The organism is Variovorax sp. GW531-E2, from assembly GCF_059423125.1.
On sequence record NZ_JBWKXQ010000002.1, the window covers coordinates 60,695 to 77,377 of the forward strand.

Annotated in this window: 14 protein-coding genes; 7 read left to right on the forward strand and 7 right to left on the reverse strand. The window is 69.3% G+C overall.

What is annotated here, in order from left to right:
- Positions 1 to 2 precede the first annotated feature (2 nt).
- The 4 genes from AC07XP_RS01740 (at position 3) to AC07XP_RS01755 (ending at position 4,894) form a co-directional block, all read left to right on the forward strand.
- Positions 3 to 2,378 carry a Tex family protein gene (locus AC07XP_RS01740; protein WP_495263616.1) on the forward strand — a complete coding sequence of 792 codons (2,376 nt, stop codon included), beginning with the start codon at positions 3 to 5 and terminating at the stop codon, positions 2,376 to 2,378.
- Positions 2,379 to 2,466: 88 nt separating this feature from the next.
- The gene (locus tag AC07XP_RS01745) at positions 2,467 to 2,739 is read left to right on the forward strand and encodes a type II toxin-antitoxin system Phd/YefM family antitoxin (RefSeq protein ID WP_495263617.1); all 273 of its coding nucleotides are present in this window, start codon (positions 2,467 to 2,469) and stop codon (positions 2,737 to 2,739) included.
- Positions 2,736 to 3,812: a patatin-like phospholipase domain-containing protein gene (locus AC07XP_RS01750; protein ID WP_307693630.1), complete on the forward strand. Its 1,077-nt coding sequence runs from the start codon at positions 2,736 to 2,738 to the stop codon at positions 3,810 to 3,812. The genes AC07XP_RS01745 and AC07XP_RS01750 overlap by 4 nt, the downstream gene beginning before the upstream one ends.
- A 95-nt stretch (positions 3,813 to 3,907) precedes the next feature.
- Complete coding sequence (locus AC07XP_RS01755; protein ID WP_495263618.1) at positions 3,908 to 4,894, forward strand: tripartite tricarboxylate transporter substrate binding protein; 987 nt, start codon at positions 3,908 to 3,910, stop codon at positions 4,892 to 4,894.
- A gap of 15 nt (positions 4,895 to 4,909) precedes the next feature.
- Here the strand turns inward: AC07XP_RS01755 and AC07XP_RS01760 are convergent, their stop codons facing one another.
- The 7 genes from AC07XP_RS01760 to gbd form a co-directional block, all read right to left on the reverse strand.
- The gene (locus AC07XP_RS01760; RefSeq protein WP_056580973.1) at positions 4,910 to 5,296 is read right to left on the reverse strand and encodes a DUF4150 domain-containing protein; all 387 of its coding nucleotides are present in this window, start codon (positions 5,294 to 5,296) and stop codon (positions 4,910 to 4,912) included.
- A 21-nt stretch (positions 5,297 to 5,317) separates the two neighbouring features.
- A complete protein-coding gene (locus AC07XP_RS01765; RefSeq protein WP_495263619.1) occupies positions 5,318 to 6,004 on the reverse strand; it encodes a DUF3540 domain-containing protein in 687 nt (228 codons plus the stop codon).
- Positions 6,001 to 7,125: a pentapeptide repeat-containing protein gene (locus AC07XP_RS01770; RefSeq protein ID WP_495263620.1), complete on the reverse strand. Its 1,125-nt coding sequence runs from the start codon at positions 7,123 to 7,125 to the stop codon at positions 6,001 to 6,003. The genes AC07XP_RS01765 and AC07XP_RS01770 overlap by 4 nt, the downstream gene beginning before the upstream one ends.
- Entirely contained in the window at positions 7,122 to 9,779 is a 2,658-nt protein-coding gene (locus tag AC07XP_RS01775) for a DUF2169 family type VI secretion system accessory protein (RefSeq protein ID WP_495263621.1), read from the reverse strand. Before AC07XP_RS01775 ends, AC07XP_RS01770 begins: the two co-directional genes overlap by 4 nt.
- A 6-nt stretch (positions 9,780 to 9,785) precedes the next feature.
- Complete coding sequence (locus AC07XP_RS01780) at positions 9,786 to 10,223, reverse strand: hypothetical protein (RefSeq protein WP_495263622.1); 438 nt, start codon at positions 10,221 to 10,223, stop codon at positions 9,786 to 9,788.
- 15 nt (positions 10,224 to 10,238) lie between these two features.
- Positions 10,239 to 12,581 (reverse strand): type VI secretion system Vgr family protein, encoded by a 2,343-nt coding sequence (locus tag AC07XP_RS01785; RefSeq protein WP_495263623.1) that lies wholly within the window; start codon positions 12,579 to 12,581, stop codon positions 10,239 to 10,241.
- Positions 12,582 to 12,756: 175 nt separating this feature from the next.
- Positions 12,757 to 13,893: a 4-hydroxybutyrate dehydrogenase gene (gene gbd, locus AC07XP_RS01790; RefSeq protein ID WP_095947634.1), complete on the reverse strand. Its 1,137-nt coding sequence runs from the start codon at positions 13,891 to 13,893 to the stop codon at positions 12,757 to 12,759.
- A gap of 63 nt (positions 13,894 to 13,956) precedes the next feature.
- Here gbd and AC07XP_RS01795 point away from each other — a divergent pair, with 63 nt between their 5' ends.
- From AC07XP_RS01795 to AC07XP_RS01805, 3 genes are read left to right on the forward strand one after another with little or no spacing between them, the layout of a single operon-like run.
- A complete protein-coding gene (locus AC07XP_RS01795; protein WP_307583706.1) occupies positions 13,957 to 14,829 on the forward strand; it encodes a 2-keto-4-pentenoate hydratase in 873 nt (290 codons plus the stop codon).
- A 50-nt stretch (positions 14,830 to 14,879) separates the two neighbouring features.
- Positions 14,880 to 15,794 (forward strand): alpha/beta hydrolase, encoded by a 915-nt coding sequence (locus AC07XP_RS01800; protein ID WP_095747605.1) that lies wholly within the window; start codon positions 14,880 to 14,882, stop codon positions 15,792 to 15,794.
- A complete protein-coding gene (locus tag AC07XP_RS01805; RefSeq protein WP_495263624.1) occupies positions 15,791 to 16,675 on the forward strand; it encodes a YbgC/FadM family acyl-CoA thioesterase in 885 nt (294 codons plus the stop codon). Before AC07XP_RS01800 ends, AC07XP_RS01805 begins: the two co-directional genes overlap by 4 nt.
- The last annotated feature ends 8 nt before the right edge of the window (positions 16,676 to 16,683 follow it).

Sequence of the window (16,683 nt, forward strand, 5' to 3'; positions counted from 1 at the left end):
ACATGCAGAAAATCATTCGCCAGCTCGCCGTTGAAATCAAGGTCGGCGAGCACCAGGTGAAGGCCGCCGTCGAACTGCTCGACGAAGGCGCCACGGTTCCGTTCATTGCCCGCTATCGCAAGGAAGTCACGGGCGGCCTCGACGACATCCAGCTGCGCGAACTGGAAGCCCGGCTGTCTTACCTGCGCGAACTCGAAGACCGCCGCGTGGCGGTGCTCAAGGCCATCGACGAGCAGGGCAAACTGACCCCCGAGCTGCGCGCCGCGATCGAATTCGCGCCCACCAAGCAGGAGCTCGAAGACCTGTACCTGCCGTTCAAGCAGAAGCGCCGCACCAAGGGCCAGATCGCCCGCGAATTCGGTATCGAGCCGCTGGCCGACAAGCTCTTGGCCGACCCCACGCTCGACCCGGCCGTCGAAGCCAAGGCCTTCCTGAAGCCCGCCACCACGCTGGACGACGGCAAGCCGGGCCCCGATTTCTCCACCGTGCCCCTCGTGCTCGACGGCGTGCGCGACATCCTGTCCGAGCGCTGGGCCGAAGACGCCGTGCTGGTGCAGCGCCTGCGCGAATGGCTCTGGAACGAAGGCCTGCTCAAGTCCACCCTGATGGCCGGCAAGGACGAGAACAACGCCGACATCGCCAAGTTCCGCGACTACTTCGACTACGACGAACCCATCGGCCGCGTGCCGTCGCACCGCGCCCTGGCCGTGTTCCGCGGCCGCGCGCTCGAGGTGCTCGACGCCAAGCTCGTGCTGCCCGTCGAGCCCGAGCCGGGCAAGCCCAGCATCGCCGAAGGCAAGATCGCGCTGCACCTGGGCTGGAGCCACGCCGCCCGCCCGGCCGACGACCTGTTGCGCAAGTGCGTGGCCTGGACCTGGCGCGTGAAGCTGGCGCTGTCGACCGAGCGCGACCTGTTCACCCGCCTGCGCGAAGACGCCGAAAAGGTCGCCATCAAGGTGTTCGCCGACAACCTGCGCGACCTGCTGCTGGCCGCTCCCGCCGGCCGGCGCGTCGTGATGGGCCTGGACCCCGGCATCCGCACCGGCGTGAAGGTGGCCGTGGTCGACTCCACCGGCAAGCTGGTCGAGACCGCCACCGTGTTCCCGCACGAGCCGCGCAAGGACTGGGAAGGCTCGCTGCACACGCTGGGCAAGCTGTGCGCCAAGCACGGCGTGAACCTGATCGCCATCGGAAACGGCACCGCCAGCCGCGAGACCGACAAGCTGGCCGGCGACCTCATCAAGCTGCTGGCCAAGATGGCCGCGCAGGCCGGCGCGCCCGAAATGACGGTCGACAAGGTCGTGGTCAGCGAAGCCGGCGCCTCCGTGTATTCCGCCAGCGAATTCGCCTCGCAGGAAATGCCCGACGTCGACGTGAGCTTGCGCGGCGCCGCCTCCATCGCGCGCCGCCTGCAGGACCCGTTGGCCGAGCTCGTGAAGATCGACCCCAAGAGCATCGGGGTGGGCCAGTACCAGCACGACGTGAACCAGAGCGAACTCGCGCGCACCCTGCAGGCCGTGGTCGAGGACTGCGTGAACTCGGTGGGCGTCGACCTGAACACCGCCAGCGTGCCGCTGCTCAGCCGCGTGTCCGGCCTGTCGGCCAGCGTGGCCAAGGCCGTGGTGCGCTGGCGCGAGGCCAACGGTGCGTTCTCCACCCGCAAGCAGCTGCTCGACGTGACCGGCTTCGGCCCCAAGGCCTTCGAGCAGAGCGCCGGCTTCCTGCGCATCCGCGACGGCGCCGACCCGCTGGACATCACCGGCGTGCACCCCGAAACCTACCCGCTGGTCGAGCAGATCATCGTCAAGACCGGCAAGCCCATCGCCGAGCTGATGGGCCGCGCCGACATGCTCAAGACCCTCAAGCCCGAGCTGTTCGCCAACGAGAAATTCGGCGTCATCACGGTCAAGGACATCCTGGGCGAACTCGAGAAGCCCGGCCGCGACCCGCGCCCCGACTTCAAGGTGGCACGCTTCAACGACGGCGTGGACGACATCTCCGACCTCACCGAGGGCATGATCCTCGAGGGCACCGTGAGCAACGTCGCCCAGTTCGGCGCCTTTGTCGACCTGGGCGTGCACCAGGACGGCCTGGTCCACGTGAGCCAGCTGAGCCACAAGTTCGTCAACGATGCACGCGAAGTCGTCAAGACCGGCGACATCGTCAAGGTCAAGGTGATGGAAGTCGACGTGGCCCGCAAGCGCATCGGCCTGTCGATGAAGCTCGACGCCGCGCCCGCACGCCGCGACGGCCCGCGCGACAACCGCTTCGAAGGGGCAGGGCGCGGCCAGCAGCAGCAAGGCCGGCGCGACAACTCGCCGCAGCCGGCGGGGCAGATGGCGAGTGCGTTTGCCAAGCTGCAGGGGTTGCGCAAGTAAGCCGGCAGTTCGCAGCATCGGAGGTCGATGCTGCGAGCCGGCGCACGGTCGCTGACCAGCTCGAGAACAGTCTGAGGGAGCGATCGAAATGACATCCTGGCCTGTGCAAGACGCGAAAGCGAACTTCGACAGAATTCTGGAGGCCAGCTTGGCCGACGGGCCGCAAATGCTTACGAGGCGTGGCGATGCGGTCGCCGTACTGGTGAAGGCGACGGAATGGCAGCAGTTGCGGGCGATGGCGAAACCGTCGCTCAAGGACCTGCTGTTCTCAGCCGATGCGCGTACTGAATCTCTCGTTCCTGCGAGAGATGCGGCGCACCCACGCCGTGCTGCACGCTTCTTGCAAACACCACTGGCATGAAAGCCCTGCGCATCTACGCCGGCCCCGCGGCCCGCCAGCACATCGAGCAGCACGGCCTGCGCCCGCAGGACGTGCGCACCATCCCCGGCGCGGCGGGCGGGCCCAAGGGGCTGATCCTCGGGCCGCTCGATCGCTTCATCTTCGGGCGCTGGCTCACGCAGTCGAGCCAGCCGGTGGACCTGGTGGGTGCGTCGATCGGTGCGTGGCGGCTGGCCACGGCCTGCCTGTCGGACCCGGAGGCGGCCTTCGGGCGCTTCGAGCACGACTACGTGCGCCAGCAGTTCGAGGTGCCGCCGGGCCAGAAGCGGCTCAGCCCGCACCAGCTCAGCGAACGTTTCGCGGAGAGCCTCGACACCTTCTATGGCGGACGCATCGGCGAGGTGCTGGGCCATGCGCGCTACCGGCTGCATGTGGTGACCTCGCGTGGGCGTCACATCCTGGGGCGCGAGGGCAGGGCGCGCACGCCGGTCGGCTACCTGGGCGCCTTCGCGAGCAACAGCCTGCACCGCAAGAGCCTGGGTGCCTGGCTGGAGCGCTGCGTGTTCTCCACGCCCGGTGCGGCCTTGCCTTTCGGCACGACCGACTTCCGCACGCGCCAGCACGCGCTGAGCGAGGCCAACTTCAACCGGGTGCTGCAGGCCTCGTGCTCCATTCCGTTCCTGCTGGCGGCGGTGCACGACATCCCGGGCGCGCCGCGCGGCGCCTACTGGGACGGCGGCATCACCGACTACCACCTGCACCTGGACTACCAGCCCGCAGACGAAGGCATCGTGCTGTACCCGCACTTCCAGCAGGCCGTGGTGCCGGGCTGGCTCGACAAGGGGCTGCGCTGGCGCCACAAGTCGACGCGCTTTCTCGACCGCATGGTGGTGCTCGCGCCGAATCCCGAATGGGTGAAGACGCTGCCGCACGGCAAACTGCCCGACCGCAAGGACTTCATCCGCTTCGCGAACGACGCGCAGGCGCGCATCGCGGCCTGGGGCCAGGCCACGCGCGAGGCGACGCGACTGTCGGACGAGTTCGAGGCCTGGCTCGGCGACGACGGGCGCTCGCGCGACATCCTGCCGCTCTGAACCCAGCTTGTCCCGTCGGGGACAAACCCTGAGCGCCGGCGCAGGAGCGCGCTTCGAGAATGGTCCGATCCATGCCATCCGAAGGGTTCCCGACCATGCCGCACGCCACGCTCTCCCGCCGCCGTTTTTCTCTTGCCACGGCCGCCGCCGCAGCCAGCCTCGCCGCACCGTCTTTCGCGCAGAGCGCCTGGCCGAGCAAGCCGATCCGCATCGTCGTGCCCTACACCCCGGGCGGCTTCACCGACCAGATGGCGCGGCTGGTGCAGGCGGGCCTGCAGACGCGCCTGGGCCAGCCGGTGGTGATCGACAACAAGCCCGGCGCCAACAGCCTGATCGGCGTCGATGCCGTGGCCAAGGCCGCGCCCGACGGCAGCACCTTCGGCGTCGTCATCGCGGCCTACACGGCCAACACCACGCTGTACCCCAAGCTGCCCTACGACCCGCGCAAGGACCTCGTGGGCGTGTCGCTGATGGGCGTGTCGCCGCTGCTGGCGGCGGTCAACAACGACGCGCCGTTCAAGACCGCGCGCGAGCTCATCGACTACGCACGCAAGCACCCCGGCAAGGTGAGTTTCGGCTCGTCGGGCAACGGCTCGGCCGCGCACCTCACGAGCGAGCTGTGGAAGTCGCTCACGCAGACCTACATGATCCACATCCCGTACCGCGGCGCGGTGCCTGCGCTGACCGACCTGATGGGCGGGCAGATCCAGCTGTTCTTCGACGCGCCCACGGGCCTCATCAATCAGGGCAAGGCCGGCAAGGTGCGGCTGATCGGCGTGGCCGGCGACAAGCGCCTGCCGGCCGTGCCCGACGTGCCCACCTTCATCGAGCAGGGCTTCGCGGGCTTCACCGGCAGCACCTGGGCCGGCATGCTGGCACCGGCGGGCACGCCGCGCGAGATCGTCAAGCGCATGTCGGAGGAGGTGGTGCGCATCATCAAGAGCGACGAGACGCGCGCCAAGCTCGATGCCATGGGCACCTTCCCGGCGGGCAGCACGCCCGAAGAGTTCGACGCCTTCATCGCGTCCGAGACCACCAAGTGGGGCAAGGTGATCCGCACGGCGGGCGTCAAGCTCGACTGAGCCTCCAGCGCTGTTTCAGGGGGCCAGCACCAGCACCTTGAACTGGCTGGGCACGATGCGCATGCCCACGATGTTGCAGCGGTTCTGCACCGCCAGGCTGGTCATGCGCGTGCAGGGCGTGCCCTTGAGCAGCACCGTGAAGGCGCCGGTGATGTGGCGCGACGGCCCCATCACCGTCTGCGACACCACGCCCATCAGCACGCCGGCGTTGTCGCCGTTGGTGATCGGCGTGGTGGTCGCCATGTTGTGCACGGGCGTGCCGCCGTACAGGATGTTCCAGGCGTTGGGCAGGGCCGTGGGCCCGAGCGCGATGTTGGGGTAGGGCACGGGCAGCGCGGGCGGTGTCTTGCAGACATCGGGAAACGCGAGGTCCATTCCCATCATCTGTGCGTTGGCGAACATGGTTCTGGCTCCTTGTCGGTATCAACCCATGTGGATCTGTTCGGCGTCGACCTTCACCAGCGCCTGGCTGGTGACGAAGGTGTTCCTGGCGTGCAGCCGCAGGCTTTGCGCCGCCTGCATGTCGATCTGGCCCGCGCGCACCTGCTCGACCTCTTCAGTGAGGCGAAAGCTCGAGCGCGTGAGCAGGCTCAGGCGGTCGAGCACGGTCTCGAGCGTGCGGCCCACGAAGCGGGCGACCAGTGTGGTCACGCGCACTTCGGCGCCGCGGTAGGCCATGTCGGTGATGTCGACGGTCGCCTTGTCGGCCTGAAGTGCGAATGCGGAGGCCTGCAGCGCGATGCCGCCGCGCCGCGAGCGGATCGTGAGGTCGCCCTCGGCCACGAGCTGCGACTGGCTGGGGTCGGCCTGCGTGACGACGGCGATCAGGAACAGCTGGTCGCGCTGCGGCCCGGCCACGAGCACGACATCGCCCACGGCAGGCTGCAGCAGGCAGCTCGCGGCGCGCGGGCAATGCCAGGGCGCGCCGCCTGGCTGCGGCTCGACGACGAAGCGGCCGTCGGGCAGCGTTTGCACGACGGTGCCGAGCGCGCTGCCGGTCCAGGCCGGCGCGGCGACCGCTGGCAGCGGCTTGCGCAGCAGTGCGTGCATCTCGGTCTCGGGCGTCTCCGACGGCTGCGAAACAGGTTCGCGAAGGACTCGGTGGTTCATGGCAGGGTGTCCTGTGGATCGGGCGGCAGTGGCCGGCCGAAGGTGTCGCGGCCGGCGCGTTGCGGGCGGCTCGCGCGGGCGGCGGAAAAGCGCTCGGCCTCGAACAGCGCCGGGTCGCTGTCGAGCACGCCGAGGCGATCGCTCCAGCGCACGCCGGTCTCGATCGCGCGGTGCATCTGGGTGCGGTGGAAGGTGGCGCCGCGCAGGTCGGCATCGCCGAGGTCGGCGTAGGAGAAGTCCGCGTACACGAGGTGGCTGCGGGCGAACGCGGTGCGGCGGCAGCTTGCGCGGTGGAACACGCACTGCTCGAGCCGCGCGTCCGACAGGTCGGCGTCGTCGAGCCGGGCACCGACCCACAGGCTCTGGTCGAAGTGCCCGCCGCGCGCATCCACCCGGCGCAGGTCGGCCTCGGGGAACAGGCATTGCGGCGCCTGCACGCCCGACAGCACCGCGCCTTCGAGCTTCGCGCCCTTGAAGTTGCACTGGCTCAAACGCGCGCCGGCGAAGTTGCAACCCGTGAGGTCGGCATCGATGAACTGGCACAGATGAAACGACTGCGCCGAGAAGTCCTGCCCCGCGAGGTCGGCCTCGCCGAAGATCACGTTGTGGAAGCTCGCACCTTTGAAGCGCGTGCCGCGCAGCGCCGCGCGGTAGAAGACGGTGGTGTTCAGCGCCGTGTCGTCGAAGCGCGTGCCGTCGAGGCGGCATTCGCCGAACACCGACTTCGTGAGGTCCGCGCGCTCGAAGCCCGCGCCGTCGAGCGTGCTCTGGTGGAAGGTGGCCTGGCCCGCCTGCGCCGCGCTCATGTCGACGCCGCGCAGGTCGGCCTCGGCGAAGACGGCGTGGGCCATCGCCGCAGACCGCAACTGCGCACGGGGCAGGGCGCAGCGGTTGAAGGCGGCGTGCTGCAGGTCGGCGGTGTCGAGCACCGCGTCGTCGAAGCGGCAGCTGTCGAACACCGATTCGCCCAGCCGCGCGCCGCGCAGGTTCGCCCGGCGGAAATCGCAGGCGCCGAAGCTGCCGCCGCGCAGGTCCATGCCACCAAAGTCCATGCCCTGGAAGTCCTGGTCCTGGATGTGGTCGCCGCCGCGGATCTTCGCTGCCAGCTCGGCCGGCGTCATCGGGCCGGGTCCGCGGCGCGGCGCGGGAGGGTCTTCGCCTGTTCGAGGTGCGCGCCGTGCGTGTCGGTCACGCTGTCGATCAGGGTCTGCGAGACGTCGGCGCGGAACAGGTTGGCTTCGCGCAGGTCGGTGCGGACCAGGCGGGCTTTCTGCAGGCTGGCGTGCATGAGGTTGGCGCCGCGCAGCGAGGCCTGCGTGAAGTCGGCGCGGATGAAGAGGCTTTCGGGCGCATCGCAGCCGCTGAGATCGGCGCCCGTGAGGCTGCAGGCCGACAGGTCGCAGGTGTCGAGCGTGGCACGCACGAAGCGCGCACCGTCCAGCGGCATCTCGCGCAGGCCGCATTGCACCAGCGTCGCGTCTTCGAAGTCCATGGTGCGCAGGCTGCTGGTGCCGACGAAGCAGGTGGTGTGCAGGGTGGCGCCGCGAAAGACGATGCCAGTGTCGCCCGGCGTGTGGGCCCAGGCGCAGGCTTCGAGCCGGGCCGCGCTGAAGTCGAGCCGCTCGGCGATGCACGAGATCAGCCCGACCTTGTGGAGCAGGGCGCTGCGAAAGCTGCAGTCCTGCAGGCGGGTCTGTTCGAGGAAGGTCACGTAGGAAAGGTGCGCGGCTTCGAAGCGGCAGTGTTCGACCTGCAGGCCGAGCACAGTCAGGTGTTCCAGCGAGGCGTGGGAGAAGTCGCAATGGTCGAAGTGCGTCTGCTCGAGCGTGATGTGGTGCAGCTGCGCACCGGCGAACACGGTGTGGACGCAGTGCGCCAGGCTGAGGTTCGCGCGGTGCAGCACGCAGCCCGCGAGCGAGGCCCGCGCGAGGCGCGCACGCACGAGCACGGCCTCGGTGGCATCCGCGCCGTCGAGCCGGGCGCCTTCGAGGTTCGCGTGTTCCAGCAGCGTGCGGTGCAGGCGCGCGCCGCGCAGGTCCATGCCCGACAGGTCGGCGCCCGTGAGGTCCATCTCCGAGAGGTCGCGTGTGGTGGCCATCGCGTCCTGCACGCGCCGGCGTGCTTCGGCGGCGCGTTCGCCTTCGAGCACGTCGGCGGGCGACTGGTGCTGCGCGCCCATCCGGTACATGTCGATCAGCCCACGCTGGCCTTTCTCGACCACCTCCGCGAAGGCCCGCTGCTGCGCGGGCGGCAGCGCGGACGTGCCCGTGGCGGCGGCGATGCCGAACATGCCCTGCAGCACGGTCTGCGCATCGAAGGCGGGCGGGCCCTTGGTCGTGGTGCGGTCGATGTTCGAGACCAACTCTGCCGAGTCGAAGCCGACCTGGCGCGAGTCGGCGGCGTTGCGTTGTCCCGCGCGTTCGAGTTCGCGCCGGCCGTTTTCGAGCGCCTGGCGCTGGTCTTGCGTGAAGCGCCGGGTGCGCTCGATGAACTCGGGCAGCTCGGCGAGCGTCGGTGCCTTGCGAAAAGGCTCGGGCAGCGGCCGTTCGCGCAGCAGACGCGGATCGTGGCCGGCCTCGCGCGCCTGCTGCATCAGGTCCGCGCGCAGCCGGTCGCCGCGCTCGCGCATGTTGCGCACCAATGCGGATTCGTCGCCGTCGTCCAGGGTGTCGAGCCACGGGCCGATGGCCTGCGCGGGCAGCAGCTCGTCGTCGCGGGCGGCATGCAGCGCGCCGGTCTCGGGATCGCAGCGGCGCTGGAGGAGGGCGAAGTAGTGCGCCAGCGGGCGCGGTGCATCGCCCGCGGCTTCGATGGCCGGCATCACATGGGTCACGTCGTCGGCGTCGTCTTCCACGATGTCGATCTCGCCGTGGTGGATCAGCGCCACCTGTCCGCGGTGCGGAAAGAACCAGGCCGTGGTGAGGCGCATGGGCACCTCGTCGAACTGCTCCGGCTCGCGGCCGGGTCCATTTCGGCGCGCGATGAAGGCGCGCGCACGCCAGTCGGGCAGGCGCCCGCGCTGCACCGGCTGCGTGGGGTGCATGTGCCAGATCTCGTAGGGCGTGCCGCCGGGGATGTGGTCGCGCGCGGGCCAGCGCTGCTGCGGCGGCGCGGCGTTGAAGAAGCGCCAGTCCATGTCCTCCGAAAAACCGGGGAACAGGTGCTCGCGCCAGTGGCCGTCGTACTGCCGGCCGATCAGGCGCATGCGGCTGGGCCGGGTCAGCTCGATCGGGCCGAAACCGGAGGGCTCGGTCTCGCGGTCGGGCCGGTCGATGCGCTGCTGCGGGTCTTCGATGTTCGGCAGGCGCTGCACCTGCAGGCCGTTGACGGTCTCGAGCGCGTGGCCGATGCCCTGCGGGTTCTCGGCAAAGCCGGGGCCGCCGTAGGCGCGCGTGGCGTCGAGCCGCATCGATTCGAAGGGCTGCGGCGCGGTGGAACGGCCGTCGAGCCAGAAGCGGTCGCCGAACACCAGCAGCTGGCGCGAAAGCTCACCCACGCGCATCGCGACGGCACAGGCGGTCTTGTCGGCCTGATGGTGCGTGTAAGCGTAGCCGGTGGCCAGGAACTCGGCGTGGGGTTTGGGAATGCCCAGGTCGATGGCGCCCGTGGGGCCGAGCTCTTCGGCAGCGATCTTCCAGAACTCCGGCTCGGGCAGCAGCACGGGCGCGGCGTCCATCGACACCATGCCCATCAGCGTGACACCCAGGCGTTGCTGGTGGCCCCGCAGGAAGGGGCGTGTGATGACGCTCAGCCGCAGCGGCTTGACGGTTTTCAATGGGGGTCAGCTCCGTGCGGGGGCCACTTCGAGCGGCGTGCGCTGCCGGTCGACCGCCACCACGTCGGGGTGCGCCGGGTCCTGGACCAGGTGCAGGGTCGCGCCCGGCACCGCGAGGCGGGGCAGCAGCAGTTCGTCGACCAGCGTGCGCAGCACCACGCTCGGCACCGGGGACGACGGCGGCATCTGCAGCGTGAATTCGAGCGCGACCATGCACTGGCCATGGCTGCCCGGGCTGGTGAGCTGGTGCTCGGAGCGCCGTACCTGCGCCACCACGCCGTGCGTGGCTACGCCGGCAAGGCCCAGGCGTTCGCCGATGCGCCGCTCCTGCGTGTACCTGCGCTGCTCGCGCGTGGCGGTGACGACCACCGCGACGCCGGCCAGCAGCGCCCCGCCCATCATCACGGCGAAGACGCTCCAGAGGATCTGTTCCCAGAGGGCCATCGGCACTCGGTCGGCTCAGACCTTGACGGTCATCGCCTTGGCGGCGAAGGCCAGGCCGCCGCTGGCGATCTTCATGCCGATGTTCGCGACCTTGAGCATCTTTCCCTCGATCTCGGTGGCCGAGTTCTGCGAGCGGAACACCGCCACGTCGAGCCGGATGCCCGAGAACTGAGAGTTGAGGATGTAGTTCTGCTGGCGCAGCCCCCACAGGTCGAGCGCCAGCCCGACCGCCGAAAAACGCGCCCCCACGCCGCCCGCGCGGTACCAGCGCCAGTCGTTGCTCTTGGCGTAGTTGTTGATGTAGGTCTTCGAGTTGTTCGTGTAGTCGTTCGTGATGTTCTTGTAGGTGTTGGACGTCGTGTTGTAGACGTTGGTGTTGATCACGTGCTGCGTCGTGTTGTGGATGTGGTTCGTGGTGTTGAAGGTCACGTCCGGCGAGGTGTGGACCGTGGGGCCGGTCACCGTGGTGTTCGACGGACCGTTGACGTGCACGGTGTTCGACGTGTTGATGGTGTCGTTGCGGCCCGCGCTCACGAAGCGGATTTCCTGCCCGTCGATGGTGCCGTTGAAGCCGCCGCTGATGGCGAGCGTCACGCCGCCGGAGATGGTGTCGTTCAGCCCGCCGCTGAGCGTGCGCGTCTTGCCGCCCGTGATGCGCTGCGTCACGCCGCCGCTCACGGTTTCGCTGAAGCCGCCGGTCACGTCGCGCGTGTCGCCGCCGGTGATGGTCTCTGTCGCGCCGGCCGTGATGTCGCGCGTCTCGCCGTCCTGGTAGGTGGCCGACTCGTGGCCCTTGATGAGCGTGGTGCGGGTGCCGTCGGTGGTGTGGGTCTCGTCGGCTTCCACTTCGACGTCGAGGTTGCGTTCGGCGTGCAGCAGGATCTGCTCGGCGCCCGCGCGGTCCTCGAAGCGCAGCATGTTGGCCTGGTTGGCCGCGCCGCCGGTGCTGGAGCGCGTGAGGATGCCGCTGGCCGTGGCGTTGGCGGGCAGCTCCCACGGCGGCATCTGGTCGCTGTTGTAGACGCGGCCGGTGATGATGGGGCGGTCGGGCTGGCCGCCGATGAAATCGACGATCACTTCCTGGCCCACGCGCGGCATGTGCATGGTGCCGTAGTTGGCGCCGGCCCAGTTGCTCGACACGCGCACCCAGCACGAGCTGTTCTCGTCCGACTGGCCGTAGCGGTCCCAGCGGAACTGCAGCTTCACCCGGCCGAAGCGGTCGGTCCAGATCTCTTCGGGGCCGACCACGGTGGCGGTCTGCGGGCCGTTGGTGCGCGGGCGCGGCGTGGTGCGCGCGGGGCGGTAGGGCACGGCCGAGGGCAGCACGGTGAAGTCGAACTCGCACACCGATTCGCTGCTGCCGCCGGTCGAGTACTCGGGCTCGCGCAGGTCGTAGCGCGTTCCGGTGACGAGGTACTCGCGGTTGTCGGCCTCGCGCGGGCAGTGCGTCATCTCGAACAGGTGGCCCGGCGCCATGCCCACCACGTTGGTGTGGCCCGAGGCCAGCTCGTGCGCGCACTGCAGCTCCTGCAGGCGGATCTTCGCGTAGGCGTCGCCTTGCTGGTGCTCGCTGTAGCCGCCGAGCCATTCATAGACTTCGTAGGTCGCGTGGTCGTGGCCCTTGGGGTCCTGCTGCACGCTCTGCAGCGAGGCGCGCGACTTCCTGAAGTCGAAGTCGTCGAGCATCACGCGGCCCGAGGTGATCTGCTCGGCCACGCGCCAGCGGTCGATGCAGGGCTCCAGCGCATTCACCACGCGGTCGCGCGGGCGGTAGGGAATGCGGGCGTGGCCCGGCAGCGGGTGGTAGCCGCCCGTGTCGTCGGCCAGCACCAGCAGGTGCGAGCCGTTGCCGTGCTCGAAGTGGTAGGCGATGCCTTCGTGCTCCATGAGGCGGCTCACGAAGGCGAAGTCGCTCTCCTGGTACTGCACGCAGTACTCCCAGGGGCGGTAGCTGCCCGTGAGGCGCTTCTCGAACTGGAAGCCGTACTTGCCCAGCACCGCATCGAGCACCTCGGGCACGCTCTGGTTCTGGAAGATGCGGCAGTCGGTGGTGCGCGTGAGGTACCACAGCCAGGGCTGCACGAGCGCGCGGTAGATGTAGTGGCGGCCGGTTTCGTTGGCGCGCCCGACCAGCTCGAAGCGCACCACGGTGCCGTTGAGGTAGCGCGTTGTGCCGTCGTCGGCAATGGCCAGCGTGAGTGAGGTGCCGAGCAGGCGCTTCAGGTCGAGGTTGAAGCTGGTGCTGACCATGTCGACCTCGAACTCGAAGAGTTGCGAGAGTCCTTCGTGTCCCCGCATCGCGCGGAACTTGAGCTGCTCGGCGCTCAGGACGGTATGGACTTGGACGGTACGCGGCATTCGACACTTCCCTGACCCCTCGGGCTTTCACGGATGCGAAGCCTCTGCAGATGGGGCCAAGCCAGTATGAAAACGCCGCGTGTCACATCCATGACGCGCCCCATGCAAAAGGCCGTCGAAACGGCCTTTTGTGAAAGCGAATGCACGCCTGCGCAGCAGGAGTGACGCAAAGGTTTTACATCGACGCTTCGAGCATCGCCTTGTAGTCGTCGCGCGTGGCCAGCCGCGGGTTGGTCTTGTGGCAATGGTCGGCCATGGCGCCGTCGATGATCTGTTCGAACATCGCGGGCGTCACGCCCACTTCGGCCAGGCCCTTGGGCAGGCCCAGGCGCGCGTTCATGTCGCGGATCGCGTGGCCGAGGTCGCCGGCCGAGTCCAGGTGCATGGCCTGCGCCATGCGTTGCAGGCGCTGTTCTTTCTGCACCGACTCGGCGCCCGAATTGAAGTGGATCACGGCCGGCAGGAAGAGGGCGTTGAGCGTGCCGTGGTGCAGGCGCGGATCGACGCCGCCCAGGCTGTGGCTCAGCGAGTGCACGCAGCCCAGGCCCTTCTGGAAGGCCATGGCGCCCTGCATCGACGCGCTCATGAGGTTCAGGCGCGCCTCGCGGTCGCTGCCGTCTTTGGTCGCACGTTCGATGTGGCCCCACGCGCGCTCCAGGCCGTCGAGGCCGATGCCGTCGGCCGGCGGATTGAAGGCGGCCGACATGAAGGTTTCCATGCAGTGCGCGATGGCGTCCATGCCGGTGGCGGCCGTGAGCCGGGGCGGCAGGCCGAGCGTGAGTTCGGGGTCGCAGATGGCGGCCTTGGGCATCAGGAACCAGCTGTGAAAGCCCAGCTTGCGGTGGTCGTCGACGATGACGATCGCGCCGCGCGCCACCTCGCTGCCGGTGCCGCTGGTGGTGGGCACGGCAATGAGCGGCACCGCGCGCTCGGTGATCTTGGGCGAGCCGCCTTCGATGGTGGCGTAGGTCTTGAGCGGGCCGTCGTGCGTGGCCGCGATGGCCACGCCCTTGGCGCAGTCGATGGCCGAGCCGCCGCCCACGGCGATGAGGCCGTCGCAGCGGCCGCTGCGGTACAGCTCGACGGCGGCGCGCACCGCGGCTTCGGTCGGGTTGGACGGCGTCTGGTCGAACACCGAGACCTCGAGATCGGCGATGGCGTCGAGCGCCTTCTGCAGCACGCCGGCCGCGCGCACGCCGGCGTCGGTGACGATCAGGGGGCGGTTGATTCCGATGCGCGCGCACTCGCTCGACAGGAGCTTGATGGCGCCGAATTCGAACTGGATCTGGGTGAGGTATTGGATGAGGGCCATGAGGGGGAACGCCCGAGGGCAGTACGATTGCTGACCGTTCGAATCTAACAAGAGGGGACATTCTTGCCCACCAACAAAACCCTTGCGTCTGTCGCACTGGGCTCAGCGCTGCTGGCCGCCTCGGCCCAGGCCGCCTGCCTCAGCGACACCCAGGTGGCCGACTTCGCCGCCGCGCAGGCAGCGCGCACGCCCGCCGCCGACATCGAGAACCTCAGCGAGGCCGACGCCGCCTGCACGCGCGCCAAGCTCAACGTGCTGCATGCGCGCAACCTCGGTGACGTGGTCGGCTACAAGGCGGGCCTCACCAACCCCGCGGTGCAGAAGCGCTTCAACTACGACCAGCCGGTGTGGGGCGTGCTCTACCAGCGCATGCTGCTGGACAGCGGCGCGGTGGTCGATGCGGCCTTCGGCGCGCGGCCGCTGTTCGAGGCCGACATGCTGGTGCGCGTGAAGAGTGCCGACATCCACAAGGCGAAGACGCCGGCCGAGGTGCTGGCCAACATCGACCAGCTCATTCCCTTCATCGAGCTGCCCGACCTCGCGGTGCAGACGCCGTCCAAGCTCAACGGCCCGGGCGTGGCGGCGATCAACGTCGGTGCGCGGCTCGGCGTGCGCGGGCTGCCGGTCGATGTGCCGGCCACGGCCGACGGCCAGTCCTGGATGCTCGAGAGCCTGCGCGACATGCGCGTGGTCATGAAGGACGGGCAGGGCAAGGAGCTGGCGACCGGCAAGGGATCGGACATCCTCGAGCACCCGCTCAACGCGGTGGTGTGGCTGGCCGGCGCGCTGGCCAAGGAAGGCATCGCGCTGAAGCCGGGCGACCTGATCAGCCTGGGTTCGTTCTCGCCGCTGCTGCCGCCCAAGGCCGGGCAGACGGTGGTGGTGAGCTACGAAGGGCTGTCGCGCATGCAACCGGTGGTGGTGTCTTTCAAGTGAGCACGACCACGACGGCGAACCGCCTCGCGCAACCCGCACTCACCCCGAAGATGGCCGGCGTGGTCGAGCGCATGGCGCGCGCGGGCCATCCGCCGCTCGACCAGCTCACGCCCGACGAAGCCAAGGCCTCGTACGAAAAAGGCGCGGGCGTGCTTGAGGTGCCCAAGCCCGAGCTGGCGCGCATCGAAGACTTCCACATCGCCGCGCGCGACGGCCACGCCATTCCCGCGCGGCTGTATGCGCCGTCGGCCGAGGTGCTGCCGGTGCTCGTGTACTTCCACGGCGGCGGCTTCACGGTCGGCAACATCCGCACGCACGACACGCTGTGCCGCGTGCTCAGCCTCAAGAGCGGCTGCGCGGTGGTGTCGGTCGACTACCGGCTCGCGCCCGCGCACAAGTTTCCGACCGCGTCGAACGATGCCTGGGACGCGTTCCAGTTCATCGCCACGCAGGGCGCGAGCCTGGGCCTCGACGGCACGCGCCTGGCGGTGGGCGGCGACAGCGCGGGCGGCACGCTGGCGGCCGTGTGCGCCATCCTGGCGCGCGATGCCGGCCTGCCGGTGGCGCTGCAGCTGCTCATCTACCCCGGCATGGCCGCGCACCAGGACACCGAGTCGCACCGACGCCATGTCGATGGCCCGCTGCTGACCAAGGCCATGATCGACTTCTTCTTCGGCCAGTACGTGAACACGCCCGCCGACCGCGACGACTGGCGTTTCGCGCCCCTGCTGGCCGACGACGTCGACGATGTGGCGCCGGCCTGGATCGGGCTGGCCGAGGCCGACCCGGTGGTGGACGAAGGCATCGCCTACGCCGACAAGCTGCGCGCTGCGGGCGTGGCGGTCGACCTGGAAATCTACCGTGGCGTGATCCACGAATTCATCAAGATGGGCCGGGCGATTCCCGAAGCGCTGCAGGCGCAGAACGACGCGGCCCGCGCACTGAAAGAGGCATTGAACCCATGAGCGAGAACAACAACACCCCGGTCCGCCGCGAGGACTTTCATTACTTCCACCGCCTGCGCGTGCGCTGGGCCGAGGTGGACATGCAGAAGATCGTCTTCAACGCGCACTACCTGATGTACTTCGACACCGCCATCGCCGACTACTGGCGTGCGATGGCGCTGCCGTACGAAGAGGCGATGCATTCGCTGGGCGGCGACCTGTACGTGCGCAAGGCGACCATCGACTTCCGCGCCTCGGCCCGCATGGACGACGTGATCGACGTGGGCATGAAGTGCGCGCGCATCGGCAACTCGTCGATCATTTTCCAGGGCGGCCTGTTCCGCCAGGACGAGTTCCTGGTGGGCTGCGAGCTCGTCTACGTGTTCGCCGACCCGGCCACGCAGACCTCGAAGCCGGTGCCCGCGGCCCTGCGCGAGACGCTGATGGCCTTCGAGGCCGGCGAGCCGATGCGCACCGTCGAGACCGGCGACTGGGCCACGCTCGGCGAAGGCGCGAGCGCGCTGCGCCGCGCCGTGTTCATCGAGGAACAGAACATTCCCAAGGAGCTGGAGTGGGACGCGCACGACGCGGTCGTGCTGCATGCGGTGGCGCGCAACCGGCTCGGCCAGGTCATCGGCACCGGCCGGCTGCTGCCCGCCGAGGACGGCGTCTCGCACATCGGCCGCATGGCGGTGCACCGCACCTTGCGCAGCGGCGGCCACGGCGCGGCCGTGGTGCAGGCGCTGGAAGACGCGGCCCGCGCGCGCGGCGACCGCGAGGTGGCGCTCAATGCACAGCGCAGCGCCGAGCGCTTCTATGCGCGACTCGGCTACGCGGTGCACGGCCAGCCTTTCGAGGAAGCCGGCATTGCGCACATCGAGATGCGGCGCGCGCTGCGCTGAGCACTCCC